The sequence below is a fragment of the Neoakkermansia glycaniphila genome (genome assembly GCF_900097105.1).
GTDB lineage: Bacteria > Verrucomicrobiota > Verrucomicrobiia > Verrucomicrobiales > Akkermansiaceae > Akkermansia > Akkermansia glycaniphila.
The window spans coordinates 2,770,841-2,795,175 of record NZ_LT629973.1 but is presented as its reverse complement, the minus strand read 5'-3'; the positions used below and the strand labels follow the sequence as shown (position 1 = coordinate 2,795,175).

The following is a 24,335-nucleotide window of genomic DNA, read 5'->3' as shown; positions in this document are numbered from 1 at the left end:
GTCAGGAGTGGGTTTGTGCGAGCGGCGGAACGTCGAGGATGCCCCCGCGGAGCTCCGCCATGAAGAAGCGGGGGTTGGCTGTCAACCGACGGCCGTCGTTGGAACTGACGATCTTGCCTTTCTTGTCGGGTATGTATTCGATGTCGTGCAGCATCATGCCGAGGTGGCGGTTCTGCTGCTCTTCCGGCAGTTCGGAGGCAGGCATGTCGCCGTCTTCCAGAAGGGTGAAATCGACGGGGAATTCGCGCGTGCCGAAGTAGGGCTGGTGGAAGCACTGGCCTTTTGCCGCACGGCGGCAGAACATCTCAAAGTGCTTGGTTTCGGAATCGATTTCCGGGTTTTCATCCCGGCTTCTCAGTTCCACATGGGCTTCGATGACGTAGCCGACTCCGTTCAGCACGGTGGCGGCGCGCTGCTGGCGGGCGTCCTCGATGTTGATGCCCACATTGCCCATGCCGCCCTGCAGCAGTTCGGCCTTGGGTTTGGACATTTTGACGCCGAGTTCGTTGCGCCGGATCTGGGTGAAGCGGATGGGCTTCAGCACGTGAATGCGGTCGATAACCCAGCACATTTGGGGTTTCCAGTAAATGGCCTCGAGGATGCCCCGGGCTGCGGACGGAGTGATGACGTCGTAGCTGAAACGTTCGGCTTTCAGTTCCGGACGCGTGAAGCAGGCGAAATCACCCCAGACATGGAGTTTGACGGTTTTAGGCATGAATTAGCAGTTGTAGAGTGTTTGGTTCGGGTCGTAATTTTTGGTGGGCAGGAAGCCCATGTGAGAATCGTAATAGCTGTCGAGAGTCGGAAGTACGTATACCATGCCGTCGGCATAGCTTTCCACTCGCCCCTGCCGTTCGAGAAAATTCCAGTCCTGGAGGTAAATCTGGATACTGCACGCCTGAATCCGGCGGAACAGTTTCCTGTCGGGCAGAATACCGAGGCTTTTCCGCTTCTGCAACTCGGCGCGGAGACTTTCCCCTTCTTCACCCCATGGAATCATCACGCTGTGCTGGCCTCCCGGAATGAGCTGGAACTTCCGGGCGATCTCCGGGAAGCCGATATGGCGGAAACCGGTCTCTTCGGCGGTGCATCTGCTGAGATCCAGTACGCCGTGTTCATCCCAATGCCCGGTCTGGTCGCCGCGCGTTTTGTAGTACAATTCGAAAAATCTTCTCACGATGTCGGGAGCCAGGATGTCGGCACCGGGGTTGGTATCGCGCACGTCGCGGGCGGCATGGGCGGCGGCGACCAGATCGACGAGAACGGGCGGTAAGTCTGCATCCGACGCTTCATAGGAGAAGACAAGCCCGCCGCCGGGCATTTCGCCGTGGCGGTTGCAGCGTCCGGCGGCCTGCGCCAGCGAGTCGATGCCCGCATGTTCGCGGTAAACGGCGGGAAAGGAGATGTCCACCCCGGCTTCGACGACGCGCGTCGCCACCAGCACCACAGGCAGACCTTCCTTCAACAGGGAGCGGACTTCTCGCAACACTTCGCTGCGGTGCTGCGGACACATGCGGGCGGAGAGGTGGCGGCATGCTGTACCGTCCGGCAGAGATGCCCGCAGCGCGGAGAAAAGTTCCTGCGCCTGCCGTGTCGTGTTGACGATCAGCAGGGCTGAGCCGACGCCGAGGCCCAGAAAGTGTTCGACGATTTCTTCCCTGCTCCGCGTACCGAGGTGGGCGATCTCCACACGCTTCATCTCGCGGGCCAGCATGGCTTCCTGTTCGTCGCCGAGCAGACTTTCCACCTCCGTTTCCTGCCAGCCGATGGGGAATTTATCCTTGCGGTGCATGAGGGCGGGCTGTGTGGCCGTGCAGAGGACGAGGGTGCAGCCGTAATCACGGCGCAGGGTTTTCATCGCTTCGAGGCAGGGAGCCAGCAGGTTGGCGGGCAAGGCCTGAGCCTCGTCGAAGATGACGGCGGTACGCGCGATGCGGTGCAGTTTGCGGCAGGCAGACGGTTTGTGGGCAAACAGGGATTCGAAGAACTGCACGTTCGTCGTCACGATCAGCGGCGCATCCCAGTTTTCGAACATCAGCTTGGTCATCACCGTATCGCGGTCGGCCTCGATATTGGAATGGTGTTCCAGTACGCAATCATGCCCCAGCTCTTCGGAGAGTTCGGCAAATACCTTGCGGAATTCCTCCGCCGTCTGTTCGATGATGCTGGTATAGGGAATCACATAGATGACGCGGTGCAGGCCGTGCTGCACGGCATGGCGCAGTGCGAAACTGAGGGAGGACAATGTTTTTCCACCTCCCGTCGGCACATTGAGGCGGTACACGCCGGGCTTTCGGTCGGCATGATCGAAGCAGGAGCGGTGGATTTCCGCCCGCAGCGAGGAGATTTTGCCGGGTGCAGCCCCTTCCTCCAAAGCGGAAAGGCGGCTTTCCAGCATGCCGCTCATGCGGTCGAGGATGTCGCCGGGCCACCGGGGGCGTTCCGCCTGCTGGGCGGGATTCATGAAAGCTTCCGTGGAAAGGAAGTCGGCATCGACGAGGCAGGAGAACATCATGCGGATCTGCATGGCCGTCGCATACCCGAATCGGCGGGGTTCATTCAGCAGAGCCAGGGCATCGTCGCTCCAGAGCTTCTTCACAGGGTCGTGCTTCAGGAGGTCGGGGTGGGCGAACGAACGCCATTCGGGATGGTCTCCCTTCAAACGTTCGTAAAACAATGCCGTTCCTTTCGGCAGGCCGCCGTGGTGCCCGGCAATCGCGTAGGCCATGAAATCGCCGAGAACGGGATTCTGCTCCATCGCGTATTTCGCTCCGGCGGAGGAATGGTCTACCCGGCCGCCCGTCGCGGCATGCTCTTCTTCCGAATCTCCGGTCGCACCGATGTGCTTCTGGAACTCGCGGGAGAATTTGCCAAGGTCGTGCCAGAGCCCGAGCCGCCACCCCCATTTCCTCCACTCATCGTTCACTCCGAAGGTCATGGCCTCGGCGAACCGGGCGCACAGCTCGGCCGTGCGGTTGGCATGGCCGATGGTCGAGGAACCGTCTCCTTCATAGGTATAGATCGGTTCCCACAGGTTGAGGTCGGTGGTACCGGGGAGAGAGTGGGCGTAGGAATAGTACATGGAGGGGATCGCCCCAACAATACTATAGGGGCGCGTGGTCGAAAAGGAAAAATCGCCTTTCCTGAAAATTTAGTTAGAAATTTCCCTATTTCAACCTCAAGGGAAGCCCAGCCACAGACAGGAATACGGCATCAGCCTTCTGCGCCAGCCACTGGTTCGCCAGGCCGAGGCCGTCGCAAAACAGACGCGTTTCACGGCTGCCGGAGACGATGCCCAATCCCGCTTCGGAACTGACGACAATCCACGGCAGGCCGGAGCTTGCCGCCAGTTCGGTCAACCCGTCGAGTTCTTCGCGCAGCCGGGTTTCAAAGGCTGCACCGTCTTCGGGATCCCCGGCATACAGGGTATTGCTCGCCAGCAGCGTCACACAATCCAGCATCACGGCATCGGCTCCGGCCAGTGCGCCGGATTGGCGAACGGAGGCGGCCACATGGCGGGGGAATTCGAGCGTCGCCCAGTCGGCGGGGCGTCGTTCGCGATGCCTCCGCACGCGCTCCTGCATGCTGCCTGCGCCGGAGAGAACTTCCGCCGTCGCCACATAGACGATGCGGGAACCGCAGCGGGCGGCGATGCCTTCGGCCAGTTCGCTTTTTCCGCTGCGCGTACCGCCCAGCACAAGGGTAAGGGAGGAGCGTCCCGGTTCAGGAGTAAAGTCGTCGGTAGCGTTCATAAGATTGCATCATGGCTTGGTGAGAGTTCAGGAAGTCGTCCAGCGTAAAGACCTCCAGCGTAATCACGGGTTCGAAGCGGATGTCCCACAGCTTGTGCAGCAGGGCATCGAGCTTGTCTTCCGGCATGTGGTGCAGGGATTTGTGGTCGCGTTTTTCGAGTCCGTGGAGGTGGCACATGCGGATTTCCGGCAGCCATCTGTCGAGCAGCTCTTCGGGCTTATGCCCGTCTTTCCACACGTGGCCCATGTCGAAACAGCGGGAAAAGGGCATCCGCTCCAGAATGCCGTCCAGATAATCGGCCGGATGCCATTCGATATTCTCCAGAGCGAGATATTCCGGAGCGGGCAAATGATGCCGCACGCGCTCCAGCGAGGCAAGGGCGCGTTCCGTCTCCGCTTCCGTCAGCGGGGGAACCATATATTCGCGCGGCGTCTTGTCCGCTTCCACATGCAGCACCCAGGAATGGGGCGCGAGCGGCAGGGTGCGGTCGATGGCCCGGCAGAGGTTGTCCGTAAATTCGAGCGCGGCCTTGTCGGAGGAATAATCGCCGTCCGTCGGCAGGTGAACGTTCCATGTCAGCCCCTCGCCGTCTCCGATGCGTTTCAGCTCGTCAATATCGGATGCGGGCAGCAGGTATTCGCCTTTCGGCCCGACCTGAAGCAGCAGCAGCGAAATATCGTCCAGATATTCGGCGCAGCCGCGCACGGCGGGCACGTAATCATCCGGCACGATGAACGACGTGCCTCCGATCTTCAGTCCTGGAACGCGGCATTTCATCAGAAGGCGCAGAAAGTCAGCAGCACAAGCCATTCGGTGCTTTCCACCGTCCAGCCGAACACGTCGCCTGTCACGCCGCCCAGCCTCCGGCGGGCGTAGGAAAGCATCAGGAACGATCCCGCCAGCGCGACGGCCAGCGCATCCCATCCCCTGATTCCCGCCACAGCACAGGCGGCGAGAGTCGTCGCGGCGGCGATCCACGCATGCACGGGGCGCGTCCCCTGCCGGAACGCGTCGCCCATGCCGCCCGGCCTTGCACTCGGGTACTGCATGGCGATGAATATCTGGGCGCGGGCGAGCAGTCCGGCCAGAGCGCAGGGAACGATCATCATCCATACGCTTCCCGTTCCGGCCAGGCAGGCCAGAGCCGCAGCCTTGAACCCCAGATTGAACAACAGAAAGGTGCCGCCGAAGGTACCGAGCCGGGAATCCTTCATGATCTCCAGCCGCCGCTCGCGGGAGACTTCCACCGGCAGGCCGTCGCCGCAATCGGCCACGCCGTCCAGATGCAGGCCGCCCGTCACCACCACCCAGACCGCACAGGCGATCACGCCGCACAGAAGCGGGGGGAACATCAGAGAGGCTCCCCACAGCAGCAGCCCGGCCAATCCGCCCACGACGATGCCGACGAGCGGCAGCCACGCGGAAATGCCGTGCAGATCCCGCTGCAGCGGCCACGGCCCCACGGGAATGCGGGTCAGGAAACCGAAGGCGGAACGAATACCGGTCAACAGGCGGAGCATGGAAAGGAGGTCACTTGTTCTGAATGATGCACATTTCGTCGATCGTCTTCATCTCGGAAAGAATGCGCGTCGCCGCATCCAGTATCGGGAAGAAGAGAGCCGCTCCCGTGCCTTCGCCGAGGCACATGCCGAGATCAAGGTACATCGTCACGCCGATATGCTTCATGATCAGGGCATGGCCGGGTTCCGCCGAGGTATGCGAACCGATGAAGTATTGAGCCACGGCGGGGTCGATTCCCTGCGCAATGGCGGCGGCGGCTCCGGCAATGAACCCGTCGATCACGATCGGCACGCGCAGCGAGGCCGCTCCGAGCATCAGCCCGGCCATGGCTCCGATCTCCGGGCCGCCCACCTTCGCGAGTACGTCGATGGCGTCGTTCGGATCGGGCCGGTTCAGGGAGATGCCCTTTTCAATCAGCTCGATCTTGCGGCGGATGATGTCCGCACGCACGCCGGAACCCTTGCCTGTGACCAGTTCCACCGGGCTGCCCGTCATCACGGCGACGATGGCGGAGGAAGGAGTCGTATTGCCGATGCCCATTTCCCCGGCGGCGATGATGTCCAGCCCCTTCGCCTTCTCGGCGCGAGCCATTTCGATACCGATTTCCAGGCATCGTTCCGCCTGCTCGCGGGACATCGCGGGGCCTTCGCTGAAATCGTTCGCCCCTCGCATCACCTTGCGGTCCACAAGGCCGGGATAGCCGCCGAAATCGTAATCCACTCCCACATCCACCACCGTGAGGCGTGCCCCGGCATTGCGCGTGAACGCGCTGATGGTCGCGCCGCCGTCGATGAAATTGCGCGTCTGGATATGCGTCACCTCCGCACCTGTCAGGCTCAGGCCGTGGTCGGCAATATGGTGGTCGGCGGCGAACAGCACCACGGCCTTGTCCTTGAGGCGCGGAGCGGGATTGCCCGCCATCCCGGCGATGCGGGCGGCGAGGGGTTCCAGTTTGCCGAGAGCGTAAGGAGGCTTGGCCAGCCTGTCCATGCGGGAGGCGGCTTTTTGTTCGGCCTGCGTATCGAGAGGGGGAATCGTAAGTCGGTTCATCGTCGTATCAATTTTCAAAAAATCGGTGGACGCGGAACCGCCCATCTCCCGAAGTATAGGCAATGCCCCCGTCCATGTCAAGCGGCGCAAGCCCGCAAACCCTATCCGAAAACATCTCCAAGCCCGCTTCCCGGCAGGCCGTCCGCCCTGGCGCCGAAGCTGCCGGGAACTCCCGCCGGACGCACAGTTACGGCTTGACCCCGCCCCCCGCCGCGCGTATAGTCCTTCGCGAACGTATGAAAGACCAAATCGCACGCATTCAAGCGGAAGCCATGTCGCGCATCGCAGAAATCGCGGACATGAAAGGGCTGGAAGACGCCCGCGTCGCCATTCTCGGCAAGAAGGGTACTCTGACGCAAGCCCAGCAGGGCATGAAAGACGTGCCCAAGGAAGACAAGCCCGCCGTCGGCCAGATGCTCAACGAAGCCCGCGCCGCCATCACGGCCGCCCTCGAAGAACGCCAGAACGCCCTGCAGGAAGCGGCGGACAAGGCAGCCGTCGCAGGCATCGACCTCACGCTTCCCGCCCGTTCCCTCCCCGCAGGCGGCCTTCATCCCCTCACCCTCGTGCGCGACGAAGCCGTCCGCGTACTGCGCCGCATGGGCTTCGCCCTCGCGGAAGGCCCTGAAATCGAAGACGAGTTCCACTGCTTCGATGCCCTGAACACGCCGACTGACCACCCCGCCCGCAACGAGAAGGATACGTTCTACTTCGACAGCGGAAAGCTTCTCCGCACCCATACTTCCACCGTGCAGGTGCGCGCCATGGAAAAGCAGGCGCCGCCCGTCCGCATCATCTCCCCCGGCTCCGCCTACCGCCGCGACGAGATCGACGCCACCCACCTCTCCGCCTTCAACCAGATCGAAGGCCTTTATGTGGACAAAGACGTGACCGTCGGCGACCTCAAGGGTACCCTCGAATACTTCCTGAAAGCCCTCTTCGGCTCGGAAACGGATGTCCGCTTCCGCCCCCACTTCTTCCCCTTCACCGAACCCAGCTTTGAAATCGACGTCAAGCTCACCGTCGCCGGACAGGCTCCGCGCTGGATCGAAATCGCCGGTTGCGGCATGATCGACCCTGCCGTCCTCGAAGCGGTGGACGCCTCGCGCGGCAGCAGCGACTACGCCGGACTCTCCGGCTTCGCCTTCGGCATCGGCCTCGAACGCCTCGCCATGATCCGCTGGGGCATCCGCGACATCCGCCTCCTCATCGAAAACGACGTCCGCTTCCTCGCCCAATTCCAATAAACATTTCCCCCCTTTCCTCACATGAACGTTTCACTCAACTGGCTTTCCCAATACATCGACCTCGAAGGGCTCGGCACGCAGGAAATCTCCGACATGCTCACCTTCGCCGGCATTGAAGTCGAAGGCATCCAGGAACGCGGCGTCAAAAGCGACCTCGTCGTCGTCGCACAAGTCGTCTCCGCCGACCCCCACCCGCAGGCCGACCGCCTCAAGGTGTGCCAGGTCGATGCCGGAGAAGGCTCCCTCCGCCAGATCGTCTGCGGCGCACAGAACTACAAGGTGGGCGACAAAGTGCCCTGCTCCCTGCCCGGCGCCCAGCTCCCCGGCGGCATTGAAATCAAGGAAGGCAAGCTCCGCGGCGTCGAATCGCGCGGCATGCTCTGCTCCGCTTCCGAACTCGGCCTGCCGGATGCCACGCACGGCCTCTGGATTCTCCCCGAAGACATGAAGATCGGCACCCCCGTGCGTACCTTCGTCAAGACGGACACCATCTTCGAACTCGAAATCACGCCGAACCGCCCCGACCTCCTCTCTCACTGGGGCATGGCCCGCGAACTCGCCGCCATCACCGGACGCACCCTCAAGGCGGATCCCGCCGAAGAAGCCGCCCGCAGCATCGAAACCACGGATGCGGGCGACCACATCCGCCTCGAAGCCCCCGCCGCCTGCCCGCTCTACACAGCCGTCAAAATCAGCGGCGTAAAGATCGGCCCCAGCCCGGAATGGCTCGCCGAACGCCTCGTCTCCATCGGCCTGCGCCCCATCAACAACATCGTGGACATCACCAACTACGTTCTCCACGAAATCGGCCATCCCCTCCACGCCTTCGACGCCTCCAAAATCTCGGAAGGCATCGCCGTGCGCCCCGCGCATGACGGCGAGCAGTTCCAAGCCCTCGTCGGCGGCACCTACACCCTCACCCCTGAAGACCTCGTCATCGCGGACCACTCCGGCAAGGCGCTCGCCCTCGGCGGCGTCATGGGCGGAGCCGAAAGCGGCGTCACCGAAGCCACCACGGACATCGTCCTCGAATCCGCCTGGTTCCAGCGCTCCGGCATCCGCTTCACCTCCCGCAGGCTCGCCCTCGGCTCGGACTCCTCCTACCGCTTCGAACGCGGCACCTCGCCGTGGAACGTCCTCCGCGCCGCAGCCCGCGCCCGCCAGCTCATCCTCGAAATCGCCGGAGGCACGGCAGGCCCCGTCCGCGTCGGCGGGCAGGCCCCTACCCTCGTCCCCGAAAGCGCGGCTCCGACCGCCACCGTCATCGAACAGGGGACGGAAGCCAAAATCTACTACGCGCTCGACAACGTCCACCTCGACTGGTCCGCCCTCGACCGCATGGCCGGAGGAGCCGTGCCACACCTCGAAGCCGCCGCCATCCTCAAACGCCTCGGCTGCAATGATACCGACGGCAAAGGCAACTGGGACTGCCCGCCGTGGCGTCTCGACCTGAAACGCGACTGCGATCTTCTCGAAGAAATCATCCGCGTGTATGGGCTGGACAACATACCCTCCCGCTACATCGCCCGCTACAGCGAAGAATCCGCCGTAGACCGCGCCCACGACTTCCGCATGAGCCTCGCCCGCCGCCTCGCCGCGCTCGGCTTCTGGGAAGCGCAGACGCTCAAACTCATCGCCACCGAGTCCCCGGACGGCACCGTGCCGCAGCTCCGCGACGCGCAGCCCCTGCGCCCCCTGATGGAAGGCGATGTCATCCGCGTCGCCCTCCCCCTCAGCGAAGACCATGCCGTCCTCCGCCCCTCGCTTGCCCCCGGCCTCGTCTCCGTCGCCGTGCGCAACATGAACCAGGGCATGACCAGCCTCCGCTTCTTCGAAATGGGCCGCTTCTTCCGCAACACGGGCGGCGGCAAGGGCAAGGACATCGAAACGGACGTCGTCGGCATTTTCATGGCAGGCAAATCCGCCCCGGCCTCGTGGAGCAATCCGAAACCCGGCAACATCTCCTTTGAAGACCTCACCGCCGTCATCTGCAGCCTCGTGCCGAATGCGGCCGTCACCCTCACACCTGCCCGCCCCCGCCCCGAAGCGGCCATCGGCGCGGACGTACAGATCAACGGCACCGCCTGCGGCTACTTCGCCCGGATGAACATCGCCCGCTGCCGCGAACTCGGCCTGCCGGAAGAAACGTACTACTGCGCCATCGAACTCCGCAAGCTGCAGGACATCGCCACCGCGCCGATGCGCGTCAAGGAACTCCCGCAGTTCCCCGGCTCCTCCCGCGACGCAGCCATGGACGTACCCGCCACCACCACCAATGCGGACATCCTGAAAGCCATCGCCGGAGCCAAACAGCCCCTGCTCGTCAGCTACAAGTGCTTCGACGTATTCGCCGACCCGACGGGCGTCAAACTCGCGGCCGACCGCAAATCCATGGCCTATACCTTCCTGTACCGGGCGGCAGACAAAACCTTGACTGCCGCCGAAGTCGATGCCGCCCACAAGGCCGTACTCGACCACCTCGGCAAGCAGATCAAAACCCTGCAATACAGATAACAGGCACCGCCGCCATGCCGCAAGCCGCCGCGCTGCGGCATGGCCGCCCCTTCCAGCACGCGCCATGACTCCCCCCGTCATCCTCAGCATCGCCGGTTCCGACTGCTCCTCGGGAGCGGGCATTCAGGCCGACCTGAAGGTAGCGCACGCACTGGGAGTCTTCTCCCTCACCGCCGTCACCTGCGTCGTCTCGGAAGTGCCGGGCGATGTCAGCGCCATCCAGGCCATTGAGCCGGAACTCGTCGCCGACCAGGTACGCATCTGCCTCGACACATTCCCCGTCGCCGCAGTCAAAACGGGCATGCTCTACTCGCCCGAAATCGTGGGCGCCTGCGCTCCCCTCCTGCGCCGGTCCGGATTGCCCCTCGTCGTCGACCCCGTCATGATCGCCACCGCAGGCGATCCCCTGATGCTCGAAAGCGCCATCACCGCCTACGAAAGCGACATCCTCCCCATCACCACCCTCCTCACCCCCAATACCGACGAACTCGCCCGCCTTCTCGGCTGCGGGACCATCACTACCGCCGCACGGCTGAAAGAAGCCACCCATGCCCTCTGCGGCAAATACGGCTGCGCCGTACTCGGCAAAGGCGGCCATCTCAGCAACCGCTGCCACGACATCCTCGCCCTCCCCGGCGGGCAAACATTTGAATGGACGCGGGATAAAATCTCCGGAGTCTCCACCCACGGCACGGGCTGCAGCCTCTCCTCCGCCATCGCCTCCCTGCTGGCGCACGGCCTCCCCCTTCCCGAAGCCGTCTCTTCCGCGCTCGACTTCGTGGCGCAATCCATCGCCGCGCACCACCGCTGGCAGCATCAGGGCCTCGGCATCGACGTGCTGAACCACGCCATGCCCTCCCGCACCTGACACGGCGCCCCCTTGCTGGGTAAACGCATCTTGATAGATGCGGCAACATTTCCATCAGGCATGGCGGAACGGATATTTGCACATCCGATTTATTTCCTCTTCATTTTTTCGTTTTTTGGGTTCGAAATTCTCATTTTTCATTGTATACACACTAACAAAAACTAACAAGATTATATCCTGGTTATACAATTTTTGTGTTAGGTAAGAAAAAATCCCTACACAAACATTTTGCACACTTGTATTACTAATTCTAATAACTTGTATTTTGCATTGAAAATAAAAGAAATAAAAATTTCAGAAAAAAGAAATCAACAACATGCAAAAAAATATTTCCAGCAGAAAAACAAACTAACACTACATTGTTATAAGATAGATTTTCTTATTGACCTCAAGTCTGAGCAGGAGCATAGTCGACGCATAGACGATACGTTGTATCACGCACCTTCATCATCATGAAACCTCATCTTCATCCTGCCCTGCTTTCAGTCGTCATGGTTTCCATGGTTGCACCAGCAACTGCCGTCGACATCACCTTGACGAACGGTTCTTCACAGCCTGTCATTTTGACGACGGGCAGCAACACGGTCACGGTAACAGGTACGGACAGTGCGACGATTTCACTTCTCACCGGGTTGAGTCTGGCAGGCTCACAGTTTACCAAAGACGGTACGGGTACATTAACCATTTCGGATTTTGCCACGCTGACTCTCGTCGATCTGATGACTGTTAAATCGGGAAAACTGGTACTCAATCCGACTATTCTTGCCAATCTTCTCAGTTTCAACTCCGCTTACGATATTCAGGGTACAAGCTCGCTGGTCATGGGTACCAACGGAGCATACGGCACCCTCAAACTGAGCGGTACGGGGACCCTGCAATTCACTAAAGGAGGCACTGCTTCCATTCAGGCCCGCAGTGGAAACACCGTTACCAACGCCATCCTATTCGACAACAGCTCGAATACATGCGCCCTGACCTTTTCCGAAAGCACATCCTTGGTCTCCGGCACGATTACATCTCTCAATAATTTGACGATCAATGCCAATGCGACGATGACATTCGGAGCAGCCGTAACCGTCACCAATGCCTTGACCATCAACAAGGCCGACAATGGTTTGATTCGCACCTTCAATGCGCTCGTCACAGCCGGATCGCTCACCCTTCAGGCCGGAGAATCCGGCAACATCGCCAGCACAGCCTTCACAGGAGGAACCAGCATCTCGGGAACAGTAAATGCCGGAGCCTATACCAATATCACAGGCAGCGTGACCGCGCAGAAATTTCTTGCGACCGGAGGGAACGCAACCATCGGAGCCAATCTTTCCATTTCCCAGAATATCGACATCGACAATGCCGGCAACACGATGACCGGCACCGTCGGCGCGGGATCAGTCAACATTTACGACGGCGGCACCCTCACACTGAGCGGCACGCTGAACCTTGCAGCAAGCGGCGCCATCACCATCGGCTCCCAGGGATCATCGGGTACAGCCACTCTGAACGTGACCGGATCGGGCATCATCAACGCCAACACGGGCACCATCACCGTCGGGCGTTCGGGGGTCGCCGGTTCCCTGACCATTCAGAACACGGCTGTCGTCAATGCGCAGACTCTTGCCCTCGTCAACGGATCCGTCACCCTGAGCGGCACGGGGCGTCTGAACATCGGCTCCGGAGGCATCACCGGTACGGGTACCATCAACCTCGGAGCAGGCACAACGCTGCGCGCCATCGACAACTGGACTTCATCCGCTACATCCACCATCGCTTTCGGCGCCAATGCCGCCAATATCAGTTCCAGCACCTTCAACATCACACTCACCGGAGCTCTCACAGGAACGGGCAGCCTCACCAAAACGGGCAGCGGCACACTGACCATCAACGGAGCCGACAAAGCCTTCACGGGTACGTCCATCACCGTCAGCACAGGCACATTGGCCATGAACGTTTCGACAGCCAATATCCTGTCCATGGCGCAGTCCTACAGCATCGCCGCAGGAGCTACGCTGCAACTCAATACCGGAACCTATGCTTCCGCCTTGAAAATCACGGGAACCGGCAACCTCGTTTTCGGTAATGGCGCAACAACCGTCACGCTGAGGGAAAGCACCGGCGCCGCCACCCTTGGCCACAACATCACCTTCGGCAATGTCGCCAGCACGCTGACGCTTGATCCGACACTGACCACCCTCCAAGGCACCTTGTCCGCAGGCTCCGACCTCACCCTCAACGGCACCCAGTTCACCACAGCCAACGGAGCCGTGAACATCACGGGCAAGCTGACTCTCGGCCTCGCCGGGGACGCCGCCCACGCTACGCGCACATTCAACGCTCTTGTTACAGCCGGATCTCTGACCCTGCAGGCGGGCACCTCCACCATCGCCTCCGCCATCAACTTCGCACAGGATGCGACGATCACAGGCGCCCTCACGGCACAGGGATATGCCAACCTCTCCACGGGAACCGGCAAGCAGATTGCCGCAGGCAGCTACCTCTCCACCGGGGGCAACAACACCGTCACCGGAAGGTTGAACCTTAGCGGAGACGCCGTGATCTCCGGTCTCAACGACGTTTGGACGGGAACCGTCAACTCTGCCAACCTGTCCATCAACAGCGGCGCTTCGCTCTCAATGAACAGCGCCACCTACACCCTCGGAGCCGGTGGCGCCATCAACATCGGCAACACGGGCACGTCCGGCACGGGTACACTGAACATCACAGGCTCGTCCACCGTCAACGGTTCCACCGGAACCATCAAAATCGGCAATGCCACCGGCACATCGGGCTTGCTCAATATCGGCAACACATCCGTCGTCAACACGGCCGGCATTGTCATCAACAACGGATCGATCACGTTGTCCGACACGGCAACACTGAACCTCGGCTCAACAGGCATATCCGGTACTGGTACCATTAATTTCAACGGCGGTACGACCATCGGCTCATCGGCCGACTGGAGTTCGGCTTCAGGCGTCACATACGCCGTCAACGGTTCGACTGCCTCCACATTCAACACCAACGGCCACAATGCCACCCTCAACGGAAACATTACGGGTTCCGGCATTCTGACGAAAACGGGTTCCGGCACCCTGACCATCGGCGGCTCCAGCAAAACATTCAGCGGCACGCTCAATATCAATTTGGGAACTGTCTATCTCAACCTGTCTGCGGGCAGCAATCTGGCAGGAACGGTCAACATCGCCTCCAGCACAACCCTCCAGGTGAACGGAAGCACCTACTCAGGCACTCTCGGCATCACGGGTTCGGGCGCTCTCGTCTTCGACAACAGTGCAGCCTCCATCACGCTGAAAGAAGGCACAGGCGCAACAGCCCTGAGCCACAACATCACCTTCGGCAATGTTGCCAGCACGCTGACGCTTGATCCGACTCTGACCACCCTCCAGGGCACCTTGTCCGCAGGTTCCGACCTCACCCTCAACGGCAGCCAGTTCACCACAGCCAACGGAGCCGTGAACATCACGGGCAAGCTGACCCTCGGCCTCGCCGGAGATGCAGCCCACGCCACGCGCACATTCAACGCTCTTGTTACAGCCGGATCTCTGACCCTGCAGGCGGGTACATCCACCATCGCCTCCGCCGTCAACTTCGCGCAGGATGCGACGATCACAGGCGCCCTCACGGCACAGGGATATGCCAACCTCTCCACGGGAACCGGCAAGCAGATTGCCGCAGGCAGCTACCTGTCGATAGGCGGACACAACACCGTCGCCGGAAGGTTGAACCTTAGCGGCGACGCCGTGATCTCCGGTCTCAACGACGTTTGGACGGGAACCGTCAACTCCGCCAACCTATCCATCAACAGCGGCGCTTCGCTCTCGATGAACAGCGCCACCTACACCCTCGGAGCCGGTGGCGCCATCAACATCGGCAACACGGGCACGTCCGGCACGGGTACACTGAACATCACAGGCTCGTCCACCGTCAACGGTTCCACCGGAACCATCAACATCGGCAACGGTTCCGGCACGGCAGGTTCGCTCAACATCCAGAACACCTCCGTCGTCAACACGGCCGGCATTTCCATCAATAACGGATCAATCACGTTGTCCGACACGGCATCCCTGAACATCGGTTCGTCGGGCGTATCCGGAACGGGTACCGTGAACTTCAATGGAGGAACTACCATCAAAGCCGATGCCGATTGGACTTCGGCATCCGGCGTCGGCTACGCCGTCAACGGTTCCACATCCTCGACGCTCAACACCAACGGCCACAATGTCACACTCAACGGCAACATCTCCGGTTCGGGCCGCTTGTACAAGACCGGACAGGGCACCCTGACCATCAGCGGCGGCGATAAATCCTTTACCGGAACAACAACAGCTGCGCAAGGCACTGTACATGTCAATGCCAACATGTACGGCACGGGCAATTCATACGTCGCGGCAGGGGGCACGATCTCCATCTCCAACACGGGCAGCATCTGTACAGGAGGCAGCAGCCAGGCAACTTCCACCGTGCAGGTCACGGCCAAGGCAGCTGGAACCAATGCCACCCTCTCCAATGCCAATGTGACGGCATCCGGAATCGTCTCCGTCGATACGACGGGCACCGTCAAGGCAGCACTCAACAACGCCAAGGTAACCATCAACAGAACAGGTGCGACCATTGACCATGCCATCCTGAACAATACAACGGTTTCTCTCGCACAGAATGCATCGGTCACCTTAAATGATGTCGTCCTCGGCACAGGCTCCCAGATCACGGCAGCTGCGGGAGCCACGGCCACGCTCAATCTTCAAAATACGAAATTGCAGATTGTGAATGCCAATATCACGGGTACGCTGTCCAGCAAAACCGTCGCCCCCGTCGTCAGCGCCAATATATTCAATAGCCACAGCATCAAAGTATCCGGACAACTGACGGTCGATCTGTCCAACTGCCATTACAATCCGGGGAATCATTATGGAGTGCTCGCAGTCGAACTGGGCGCCTTGGCGGCGGACAGCGACGTAAACATTCAATTGACGGGGTGCGATCCCAAGTGGAAGATCATCACGGATCCCGAACGCCTCAAGGGAGTGAAACTCGGCACGGAAGCAGGCGTCGACCTGACCGGAACAGAACTCAACGAACACGGTATTGATCTTGACGGACGAATCTACATCCAGGTACCCGAACCGTCCTCAACCGCCCTGTCTCTGCTGGCACTCTCCGCTCTGGCCATGCGCCGCCGCAGGAAGTAAAAGCGGCAACACGGCCACAGCACCACAGGCAGAGTCTTTTTCAAGCGCCCCCGGATTCCGATCCGAGGGCGTTTTTTCAGAATAACGAATGCCGGATGACAATACGGCCCTCCACAACAAGACCTTTTTCCGGCAACAATCAGGAACCTGCCGTCGCAGCTTCTCCTGCAATCACGCCGCTTTCACTCAATTTTTGAATCGCAGCACAGGCTTCTGCACCGAGGTAACGCTTCAGAGAGCGGGCGGGCGTTTTGTAAATATCCACCAGAATCAGGCAATCCAGCACATCGCCGAACGACTTGTCGATACTGAACGCCAGAATCTTGCCGTTCAGTTTCAAATACTGGCGCAGCAGCACGGGAATGCCCTTGCCGTCGTCCTCGATTTCGGCGACGACTCCGGAGAGATGCTGGGAATCCGTCAGGCCGACCGGCAGAATGCGGAGTTCCGCGCCGTTGAGGCGCATCTTGTGCGGCGGATGGTAGGCGCGCACGCCCATGCACAGCCCTTTCTCCATCTCCTTCGATTCGAGGTAGGAAACGATCAGTGAGCGGGAAAGATTCGTGTATTCGCGGGAAATGCTCACGGTACCGTAAAGGTAGCGGTACTGCGGATGGCGCACCATATAGCTGCCGATTCCCTCCCAGATCATGCTGAGTGCGGCCGGCCTCTTCTGGTACTCGGGCACGATGAAGGCGCGTCCCATCTCCAGCCCCTGCGCGAGAATCTGCAGAGCGGACGGCGAGAAATCGAAAAACTCGGCATTGTACAGCCCCTTAACTCCGTATTGCTGGAGGATTTCATCCGTCAAACCCATGCGGTAGGCGCCGACCATCTTGTCCGCATCCCCGTCCCAAAGGAACAGGTGGCGATAATGGTTGTCGTAGGCGTCGAGGTCGCAGCTGGAGCCTGTGCCCTCCCCTGCTTCGCGGAACGTGATTTCACGCAGGCGTCCGATCTCTCGCAATACCTTGGGAATCTGCGATGAGGCGGCCACATACACACGCCAACCGTTCGATTCCGGCGCGACGAGGCAGTTCTCCGGCGGCAGGGCGTCGATCTCGGCGCGAAGCTCTTCGGAAGGAATGGCCGGTATCACCGCATCCTGCCGGGAATGCTTGGAAACCTTTTTCTGGAACGGGTTGCGGCTCTTTTCGTAGCACTTCGCCAGCAGGTAGGTGCGGAGGCGGAGCTGGGCCACGATCGCATCGTCCGTCGGCAGCAGCGCCAGCGACGCGCCGGATACGGGTTTGCCGATCATGATATGATGCACGCGGCGCGAATCGCGCCCCACTTCGCGGGGAAGGAAGGCCACACGAGCCTCTTTCTTAATCACTGAAATCCCCTGGAAAAGAAGGCTATTACGCCCCGGCAGATAGACGGGCACCGCCGTCGCCTTCGTCCGGCGGATCATGGAGGCGATATGCGTATTCCACGGATCGTCCGTCACCTGCTTATCCTTGTGAGAATAGGAAGAAGCCGTACCCGCCGGGAAAATGCCGATGCAGCCGCCGTTCTTCAACCATTGCAGCATCTGCTTGATGCCCGTGTAATTCTTGCGAGTCGCTTCTTCGCCTCCGTACACATCCACTTGGATCATCCACGGTTCCAACTCCTTGCAAAGCGTCAGCTGCTCATTCGCCACGATGCGCACATCCGAACGGACGCGCGTCAGCAGATCGCCGAACATCAGGCCGTCCGAAAGGCCGTGGGGATGGTTGGCCACCACGATGGCGGGCCCCGTCTTCGGGATATGGTCGATATCGCCCTGCCGCAGATGGTAGCGCAGGTTCAGATACTTGACAGCCAACGAGAAAAAGTTCTCATGCGTCCCAGCCTCCATATCGCGCACGATCTTGGCATACGCATTGTTCAGGCGGGTCAGCCCCAGTACGCGCTCGGCCGAAGAGGCGACAATAGCAGGCATGTGGACGGATTCTCCGAGCAGGTCGCGTATATCCACCATTTTAGGCTGTCGGGCGTGTGCCATGACCGGGAGAATAACACAAAACGGCCATATATCCAGCAAAAAACGCCGAAAAAACGTCTCCCGCCGGACAAGTCCTCGACAAACGGCGGCTTTTTGTTTATCCTCTGTGCCTATGATGTACCCCGCCATTGCGATCGACGGCCCGGCCGCCTCCGGCAAGTCCACCGTAGCCAGGCTGATCGCCCAGAAGCTGCAATACACCTTCATCAATACAGGAGCCATGTACCGCGCCGTCACATGGTATCTGCTGCAACGCGGCATCAACCCGCAGGACACCGCCGCCGTCGTCGCTGCCCTGCCCGGCATCCCCCTTTCCTTCGGCAAGGACGGCTCCGTCTCCACCGTCGTCTGTGAAGGCCGCACTCTCACCGACGAACTGAAGGGGCAGGAAGTGAACGGCCTTGTCTCCACCGTAGCCGCCATCCCCGAAGTGCGAGCCCTGCTCGTCCGCAAGCAGCGCGAATACAACGAAAGCGAACCTGTCGTCATGGAAGGGCGGGACATCGGCACCGTCGTCTTCCCGGACACTCCCTTCAAATACTTCGTCACCGCTTCGGAAGAAGTGCGCGCCGCCCGCCGCGCCGCCGAAGGCATCACCGACTCCATCGCCGAACGCGACAAAAAGGACACCCAGCGCGCAGCCTCGCCGCTGGCGCAGGCTCCCGACGCCCGCCTCGTGGACACCTCCGATATGAGCATCGACGAAGTCGTCGCCTGCATCGCGGACGACATCCGCGCCAAACTCACCCAATAGCAGCCTCCTTTTCTCCTCACTCATGAAGATGAACGCATTCTACTGGGTCTTCTACACCCTGTTCAAGTCGGCATCCAGAGCATTCTTCGGCCACCGGGTCATCAACCGGGAAAAACTCATCGAAGAAGGCCCCGTCCTCATCGTAGCCAACCACCAGAGCTTCCTCGACCCGCCCATGCTCGGCATCGCGTACGAAGGCCCCATCTACTTCTTCGCCCGCAAAACCCTCTTCAAAGGCATCTTCAAAAAGGCCCTTCCCAAATGCCAGGCCATCCCCATCGACCAAGAGAATCCGGACAGCTCCAGCATGAAAGCCGTCATCAAACTCCTGCGCGCCGGTGAACGAGTCCTCGTCTTCCCGGAAGGCTCCCGGACGCCCGACGGAGAAATCCACGACGCCATGCCCGGCATCTCCCTCATCCTCAGCAAGGCCAACGTCCCCGTACAGCCCCTCCGCATCCACGGAGCCTACGACTGCCTCCCCATCGGCAGCAGCTTCCCGCGCTTCCGGCAGGTCACCGTCAGCGTCGGCGACCCCATCGACTTCACCCCGGCAGAACTCAAGGCCCGCGGCAAGGATGCCTACCAGCACATCGCCGACAAGGTCATGAACGCCATCCGCGCGCTCCCGACGGAGCCGTAATCTCCGCCTCCCTCGATGATCAGCGAGTTGCGCCTCTACCAGTTCCGCTGCTACTTCCAAATGGCCTGGGAAGTGCCGGAAAGGGGCGCGCTCATCCTCGGGGACAACGCCCAGGGGAAAACAACCCTCCTCGAAGCCCTCTGCTTCGCCCTGCGCCTGCACTCGCCGCGCACCGCGCAGGCCGCCAAAATGCTGCGCCACGGCGCACCGCAATTCGGCCTTCGCCTCACCGTGCAGGACATCGTCCGCCGCATCGTCTGGAACGGCGGCAAGCTCGACCTCCGCGTCAACGACGAACAGCGTGCCGACTACGCCGCCTACCTGTCGGACAGCGCGCCCGTCGTCTGGTTCGGCAATCAGGACATGGAACTCATCATGGGCGCATCCGAACAGCGGCGCGCCCATCTGGACTTCCTCGGCACCCAGTGGCACCCCGGCTACCGCAACGAGCTCCTCCGCTACCGCAAGGCCCTCAAATCGCGCAACCACCTTCTCAAATACGGCAGCCGCAACCCCGCATCCATCCGCAGCTACACGAAACTGCTCGTGGAACACGGCGAACGCCTCGTCTCCCTCCGCGCGCAGCTCCTCCGCCTCCTCCTGCCCCACATCGTCCAGAGCCACGAACGCATCGCAGGACGCGCCGAACCCGTCGAACTCCACTACATCCGCTCCACGGAAGAACCGCTCGCCGACATGCTGGAACGCAGCTTCGACGACGACCTTCGCTGCGGCCACACCCGCTACGGCCCCCACCGCGACGACTTCCGCCTGTGCATCAACGGCATGCCCGCCGCCGACTACGCCTCCGAAGGCCAGCGGCGCACCCTCGCCGCCGCCCTCAAATTCGCCCAGGCTTCCCTCCTCTGCGAAGAAACGGGCATCGCCCCCTATCTGCTGATCGACGACATCTTCGGCGAACTCGACCCTTCCCGCCGCCAGTGTCTGATGGAAATGATCCCGCGCGACTCCCAGGTATTCATCACCACCACGCACGACTCCTGGGCACAGGACAACGCCTCCCTGCCCAAATTCACCCTCTCCGGCGGACAACTCCATCCCGCATCCTGACCCGCAGCCATGTACCTCGTCAACGAACGCCGCGACTACATCCTCCGCCTCCTCGAAGAACGCGGCACCATCCGCACCGTCGCCGTCGCCCGCGACCTCGGCGTCACCGACGAAACCGTCCGCACCGACATCCTCGCCCTCGAACGCGACCACCTCCTTCGCCGCGTCCACGGAGGAGCCGCCTACCTGCCGCCTCCCGGCGCAACGGAACCCGGCACCGAGCTGCGCGCCGTCCAGTCGCTCGCCGCCGCCTTCGTCGGCCTCCTCCGGGAAAACGACTGCATCTTTCTCGACGGCTCACCCGTCTCCCTCGCCGCCGCCGCGCAACTCCCCCCCATCCCCCTCACCGTCGCCAGCAACAGCATCGGACTGCTCGAAACCCTCTCCCCCCGGGCCATGCGCCAGCAGGTCTTCTCCACGGGCGGCTTCCTCGACAAGGAAACGGGCCTCTTCATCGGCAGCGGAGCCGTCGAAAGCCTCCGGCACCTCGGCATCGGCCTCCTCCTCACCGCGCCGGACTCCGTCACCCCCGAAGGAACCCCGGCCTACCGGAGCTTCGCCCGAGCCGACTTCATCCGGCAGGCCGCCCCTCTCGCCCGCCGCGTCTGCATCGCCTGCCCGGCCTCCCGCTTTGGCAGCGCCGCTCCCTTCCCCTGCCCGACCGTCCGCACCGCCACCCTCATCACCGAAGACAACCTGCCCGAAACCGCACACGAGGCATTCCTCCGGCAGGGAGCAGAAATCGTCACCGTCCCCTACATCTCCCCGGCCGCTCCGCCCGTGCGAGACGAATTCGACTATTGACCCCGTCACCGTCATGGCGCATGGGGTCGAAACATCCTCGATTCCCTTCCGGCAACGAATGATGACACTATTTTTTGCAGCGGAGTCCGGCAATAGGTGTCGGTTCAAAAATCGCAAATAAAACTTGCCAACACCCCTCCGTCCATGGCACAATCGAACCATGGCACGCCCCTTGCGCATCGAATATCCGGGAGCCGTTTACCACCTCCAGAACTACGGCAACCGCAACATGCCCATCTATGAAGACGACGACGACCGCGACCTCTTCCTGGCCACCCTCCGCGAAGCCACCGAACGCTGCCGCTGGAATGTCTATGCCTACGCGCTCATGGACAACCATTTCCACCTCCTGCTCGAAACCGTCGAACCCAACCTCTCCGACGGCATGAAATGGATGCTCACCGCCTACACCCAGCGCTTCAACCGCCGCCACGGCTACACGGGCCACCTCTTCGGCGGCCGCTACCACTCCATGCTCGTCGAGGCCGCCAACTCCCACTACTTCTCCACCATCATCGACTACATCCACCTGAACCCCGCCCGCTCGGGCATCGCCCGCGTCCGGGGCTTCGAAGGAGCAGGCAAATGGACCAGCCTCCCCGCCTGGATGGCCGCACCGGAACACAGGCCCGCGTGGATCCAGCCCGAACGCGGCCTTGCCTGCTTCGCCTGCGAAGATACCGAAGAAGGCCGCCTCAAATACTACAACCACCTGCTCGCCCGCTACGAAGCGGAAAGCATGGACGAACGCTCCCTCATCCCCCTCGGCCACACCGGGCCCGGCACCGTCCAGCGCGGCTGGTGCTACGGCTCCAAGGCCTTCCGGCAATCCATCCTCTCCAACCTCAAGGAATACACACGCCGCCCTGCAGACGGCTCCCTCGGCAAATGCGGACAGGAAGCCTCGGAACACCTCGCCGAAAACATCGTCAAGCGCGGCTGCCGCGCCTTCGGCCTCACACAGGAAGAGCTGCATTCCACCGCCTACAGCCACCCCGACAAACTCGTCATTGCCCTCGCCGTCCACAAAACCACCATCGTCCCCTATGCGTGGATATCCAACCGCCTGAACATGGGCACTCCGCGCTCCCTCGGCACCCTGCTCCACCGGGCCAAGAAAATGTATGCGGAAGATGCCAAGGTGCGCGCATGGATCGACCGCATCACCGCCGAAACACGGTAACGCACCCGCCGGGGCTGCTCATCCCCTCCGAAACCGGGCTTCACCCGAAGGGCCAAAACATCTCTCGTCAAACACAGGGGTCTGTTCCAAAATCGAAGAATGATTTCATTGTTTCCATTTTCTCACCGTCCCCTTTCTTTCCGCTTGAAAAAATTCCTTTCCGCACCCGCCCGCGCATGATACAAGATGACGCCGCCTGCGAGTGCGACCGGAACCATCCGCCGCCTTCCCGGCTCAACACCAAACAAACCAAACCAAGAGACAATGGCATCCTACTCACAACGCGTCCTCGAAGGCGTCAAGGCCAAGAACGCCTCCGAACCGGAATTCCTGCAAGCCGTGCAGGAAGTTCTTTCCACCATCGAACCCGTACTCGCCGCCAACAAGAAGTACGAAGACTCCGCCATCCTCGAACGCATCGTCGAGCCGGAACGCACCATCATCTTCCGCGTGCCGTGGATCGACGACAAGGGCAATGTACAGGTCAACCGCGGCTACCGCGTCGAATTCAACAGCGCCATCGGACCGTACAAGGGCGGCCTCCGCTTCCACCCGAGCGTCAACCTCGGCATCCTCAAATTCCTCGGCTTCGAACAGGTCTTCAAGAACTCCCTCACCACGCTCCCGATGGGCGGCGGCAAGGGCGGCTCCGACTTCGACCCGAAGGGCAAGAGCGACAATGAAGTAATGCGCTTCTGCCAGAGCTTCATGACCGAACTTCAGCGCCACATCGGTGCAGACACCGACGTTCCCGCCGGCGACATCGGCGTAGGTGGCCGCGAAATCGGCTATCTCTTCGGCCAGTACAAGCGCATCCGCAACGAATTCACGGGCGTCCTTACCGGCAAATCCCTCCGCTGGGGCGGCTCCCTCATCCGCCCGGAAGCCACCGGCTACGGCTGCGTGTACTTCGCCCAGAACATGCTCGCCACCGTCGGCGACGACCTTCAGGGCAAAACCTGCCTCGTCTCCGGTTCCGGCAACGTGGCCCAGTACACCGTTGAAAAACTCAACGAACTCGGCGCGAAACCCGTCACCCTGTCCGACTCCAACGGCTACATCTACGATCCCGAAGGCATCTCCACCGACAAGCTCGCCTGGATCATGGACCTCAAGAACGTCCGCCGCGGTCGCATCTCCGAATACGTCAAGCACTTCCCGAAGGCCCAGTACTTCGAAGGACAGCGCCCCTGGAACGTCCCCTGCGACTGCGCTTTCCCGTCTGCCACGCAGAACGAAATCAACGGCGAAGAAGCCCGCACCCTCATCAAGAACGGCTGTAAGCTCGTCGCCGAAGGTGCCAACATGCCGACCGACCTCGAAGGCATCAACGCCTACCTCGAAGCCAAGATCCTCTACGGTCCCGCCAAGGCAGCCAATGCAGGCGGCGTAGCCACCTCCGGCCTCGAAATGTCGCAGAACAGCCAGCGCCTCTCCTGGACGCGCGAAGAAGTCGACGCGAAACTCAAGAGCATCATGAAGAACATTCACGACAATGCCTTCTCGCATGCCAAGGAATACGCTTCCGACAAGTCCTTCACCAACTACGTCACGGGCGCGAACATCGCCGGTTTCGTCAAGGTGGCCGACTCCATGATCGATCAGGGCATCGTCTAACCAGCGAAGCCTCCGCTTTTGTGCCTGCCGCGCCCTTCCCCAGAAGGGCGCGGCTCTTTTGTTTCCGGTCGAGGGGCATTCTCTGTCTGAATATCAACATACAAAAGAGTACA

General features: G+C 61.2%; 17 protein-coding genes. 10 read left to right on the top strand and 7 right to left on the bottom strand.

Features of this window, described 5'->3' with window-relative positions; genetic code table 11:
• Position 1: 1 nt before the first annotated feature.
• From cas5c to cobT, 6 genes are all read right to left on the bottom strand, one after another.
• On the bottom strand, positions 2 to 715 hold the full coding sequence (cas5c, locus tag PYTT_RS11660) for a type I-C CRISPR-associated protein Cas5c (protein WP_067777643.1): 714 nt from the start codon (positions 713 to 715) through the stop codon (positions 2 to 4).
• A gap of 3 nt (positions 716 to 718) precedes the next feature.
• A complete protein-coding gene (locus PYTT_RS11655) occupies positions 719 to 3,082 on the bottom strand; it encodes a CRISPR-associated helicase/endonuclease Cas3 (protein ID WP_067777644.1) in 2,364 nt (787 codons plus the stop codon).
• A gap of 85 nt (positions 3,083 to 3,167) precedes the next feature.
• On the bottom strand, positions 3,168 to 3,752 hold the full coding sequence (locus PYTT_RS11650) for a bifunctional adenosylcobinamide kinase/adenosylcobinamide-phosphate guanylyltransferase (protein WP_067777645.1): 585 nt from the start codon (positions 3,750 to 3,752) through the stop codon (positions 3,168 to 3,170).
• Positions 3,724 to 4,530, bottom strand: a complete 807-nt coding sequence (gene cbiR / locus PYTT_RS11645) for a cobamide remodeling phosphodiesterase CbiR (protein ID WP_067777646.1) — start codon at positions 4,528 to 4,530, stop codon at positions 3,724 to 3,726. Before cbiR ends, PYTT_RS11650 begins: the two co-directional genes overlap by 29 nt.
• Positions 4,530 to 5,273, bottom strand: a complete 744-nt coding sequence (cobS, locus tag PYTT_RS11640; RefSeq protein WP_067777647.1) for an adenosylcobinamide-GDP ribazoletransferase — start codon at positions 5,271 to 5,273, stop codon at positions 4,530 to 4,532. The genes cbiR and cobS overlap by 1 nt, the downstream gene beginning before the upstream one ends.
• Positions 5,274 to 5,283: 10 nt before the next feature.
• A complete protein-coding gene (gene cobT / locus PYTT_RS11635) occupies positions 5,284 to 6,324 on the bottom strand; it encodes a nicotinate-nucleotide--dimethylbenzimidazole phosphoribosyltransferase (RefSeq protein WP_067777683.1) in 1,041 nt (346 codons plus the stop codon).
• Between the two features lie 236 nt (positions 6,325 to 6,560).
• Between cobT and pheS the strand changes: the two genes are divergently transcribed.
• From pheS to PYTT_RS11615, 4 genes are all read left to right on the top strand, one after another.
• A complete protein-coding gene (pheS, locus tag PYTT_RS11630) occupies positions 6,561 to 7,571 on the top strand; it encodes a phenylalanine--tRNA ligase subunit alpha (protein ID WP_067777684.1) in 1,011 nt (336 codons plus the stop codon).
• A 21-nt stretch (positions 7,572 to 7,592) separates the two neighbouring features.
• Entirely contained in the window at positions 7,593 to 10,085 is a 2,493-nt protein-coding gene (gene pheT / locus PYTT_RS11625) for a phenylalanine--tRNA ligase subunit beta (RefSeq protein ID WP_067777648.1), read from the top strand.
• Positions 10,086 to 10,149: 64 nt separating this feature from the next.
• Positions 10,150 to 10,953 carry a bifunctional hydroxymethylpyrimidine kinase/phosphomethylpyrimidine kinase gene (gene thiD / locus PYTT_RS11620; protein ID WP_067777649.1) on the top strand — a complete coding sequence of 268 codons (804 nt, stop codon included), beginning with the start codon at positions 10,150 to 10,152 and terminating at the stop codon, positions 10,951 to 10,953.
• A 452-nt stretch (positions 10,954 to 11,405) separates the two neighbouring features.
• The gene (locus PYTT_RS11615) at positions 11,406 to 16,160 is read left to right on the top strand and encodes a PEP-CTERM sorting domain-containing protein (RefSeq protein WP_083077044.1); all 4,755 of its coding nucleotides are present in this window, start codon (positions 11,406 to 11,408) and stop codon (positions 16,158 to 16,160) included.
• 139 nt (positions 16,161 to 16,299) lie between these two features.
• Here the strand turns inward: PYTT_RS11615 and PYTT_RS11610 are convergent, their stop codons facing one another.
• The gene (locus PYTT_RS11610) at positions 16,300 to 18,150 is read right to left on the bottom strand and encodes a bifunctional lysophospholipid acyltransferase family protein/GNAT family N-acetyltransferase (RefSeq protein WP_172801829.1); all 1,851 of its coding nucleotides are present in this window, start codon (positions 18,148 to 18,150) and stop codon (positions 16,300 to 16,302) included.
• Between the two features lie 112 nt (positions 18,151 to 18,262).
• On the opposite strand from PYTT_RS11610, the gene cmk reads away from it, so the two are divergent.
• The 6 genes from cmk to gdhA all read left to right on the top strand — a co-directional run bounded on the left by cmk (position 18,263) and on the right by gdhA (position 24,222).
• Complete coding sequence (gene cmk / locus PYTT_RS11605) at positions 18,263 to 18,904, top strand: (d)CMP kinase (RefSeq protein ID WP_245741037.1); 642 nt, start codon at positions 18,263 to 18,265, stop codon at positions 18,902 to 18,904.
• Positions 18,905 to 18,926: 22 nt separating this feature from the next.
• The gene (locus PYTT_RS11600; protein ID WP_245741036.1) at positions 18,927 to 19,547 is read left to right on the top strand and encodes a lysophospholipid acyltransferase family protein; all 621 of its coding nucleotides are present in this window, start codon (positions 18,927 to 18,929) and stop codon (positions 19,545 to 19,547) included.
• Between the two features lie 15 nt (positions 19,548 to 19,562).
• A complete protein-coding gene (recF, locus tag PYTT_RS11595; protein ID WP_067777652.1) occupies positions 19,563 to 20,618 on the top strand; it encodes a DNA replication/repair protein RecF in 1,056 nt (351 codons plus the stop codon).
• 9 nt (positions 20,619 to 20,627) lie between these two features.
• Positions 20,628 to 21,422 (top strand): DeoR/GlpR family DNA-binding transcription regulator, encoded by a 795-nt coding sequence (locus tag PYTT_RS11590; RefSeq protein WP_067777653.1) that lies wholly within the window; start codon positions 20,628 to 20,630, stop codon positions 21,420 to 21,422.
• A gap of 160 nt (positions 21,423 to 21,582) precedes the next feature.
• The gene (locus PYTT_RS11585; RefSeq protein ID WP_067777654.1) at positions 21,583 to 22,605 is read left to right on the top strand and encodes a transposase; all 1,023 of its coding nucleotides are present in this window, start codon (positions 21,583 to 21,585) and stop codon (positions 22,603 to 22,605) included.
• Between the two features lie 264 nt (positions 22,606 to 22,869).
• Positions 22,870 to 24,222, top strand: a complete 1,353-nt coding sequence (gene gdhA, locus PYTT_RS11580; protein WP_067777655.1) for an NADP-specific glutamate dehydrogenase — start codon at positions 22,870 to 22,872, stop codon at positions 24,220 to 24,222.
• Positions 24,223 to 24,335: the final 113 nt, after the last annotated feature.

What these genes read in the sequence shown, in the direction of transcription:
- cas5c (WP_067777643.1), bottom strand. Translation starts at nt 715, where the DNA reads ATGCCTAAAACCGTCAAACTCCATGTCTGGGGTGATTTCGCCTGCTTC.
- PYTT_RS11655 (WP_067777644.1), bottom strand. Translation starts at nt 3,082, where the DNA reads ATGTACTATTCCTACGCCCACTCTCTCCCCGGTACCACCGACCTCAAC.
- PYTT_RS11650 (WP_067777645.1), bottom strand. Translation starts at nt 3,752, where the DNA reads ATGAACGCTACCGACGACTTTACTCCTGAACCGGGACGCTCCTCCCTT.
- cbiR (WP_067777646.1), bottom strand. Translation starts at nt 4,530, where the DNA reads ATGAAATGCCGCGTTCCAGGACTGAAGATCGGAGGCACGTCGTTCATC.
- cobS (WP_067777647.1), bottom strand. Translation starts at nt 5,273, where the DNA reads ATGCTCCGCCTGTTGACCGGTATTCGTTCCGCCTTCGGTTTCCTGACC.
- cobT (WP_067777683.1), bottom strand. Translation starts at nt 6,324, where the DNA reads ATGAACCGACTTACGATTCCCCCTCTCGATACGCAGGCCGAACAAAAA.
- pheS (WP_067777684.1), top strand. Translation starts at nt 6,561, where the DNA reads ATGAAAGACCAAATCGCACGCATTCAAGCGGAAGCCATGTCGCGCATC.
- pheT (WP_067777648.1), top strand. Translation starts at nt 7,593, where the DNA reads ATGAACGTTTCACTCAACTGGCTTTCCCAATACATCGACCTCGAAGGG.
- thiD (WP_067777649.1), top strand. Translation starts at nt 10,150, where the DNA reads ATGACTCCCCCCGTCATCCTCAGCATCGCCGGTTCCGACTGCTCCTCG.
- PYTT_RS11615 (WP_083077044.1), top strand. Translation starts at nt 11,406, where the DNA reads ATGAAACCTCATCTTCATCCTGCCCTGCTTTCAGTCGTCATGGTTTCC.
- PYTT_RS11610 (WP_172801829.1), bottom strand. Translation starts at nt 18,150, where the DNA reads ATGGCACACGCCCGACAGCCTAAAATGGTGGATATACGCGACCTGCTC.
- cmk (WP_245741037.1), top strand. Translation starts at nt 18,263, where the DNA reads ATGATGTACCCCGCCATTGCGATCGACGGCCCGGCCGCCTCCGGCAAG.
- PYTT_RS11600 (WP_245741036.1), top strand. Translation starts at nt 18,927, where the DNA reads ATGAAGATGAACGCATTCTACTGGGTCTTCTACACCCTGTTCAAGTCG.
- recF (WP_067777652.1), top strand. Translation starts at nt 19,563, where the DNA reads ATGATCAGCGAGTTGCGCCTCTACCAGTTCCGCTGCTACTTCCAAATG.
- PYTT_RS11590 (WP_067777653.1), top strand. Translation starts at nt 20,628, where the DNA reads ATGTACCTCGTCAACGAACGCCGCGACTACATCCTCCGCCTCCTCGAA.
- PYTT_RS11585 (WP_067777654.1), top strand. Translation starts at nt 21,583, where the DNA reads ATGGCACGCCCCTTGCGCATCGAATATCCGGGAGCCGTTTACCACCTC.
- gdhA (WP_067777655.1), top strand. Translation starts at nt 22,870, where the DNA reads ATGGCATCCTACTCACAACGCGTCCTCGAAGGCGTCAAGGCCAAGAAC.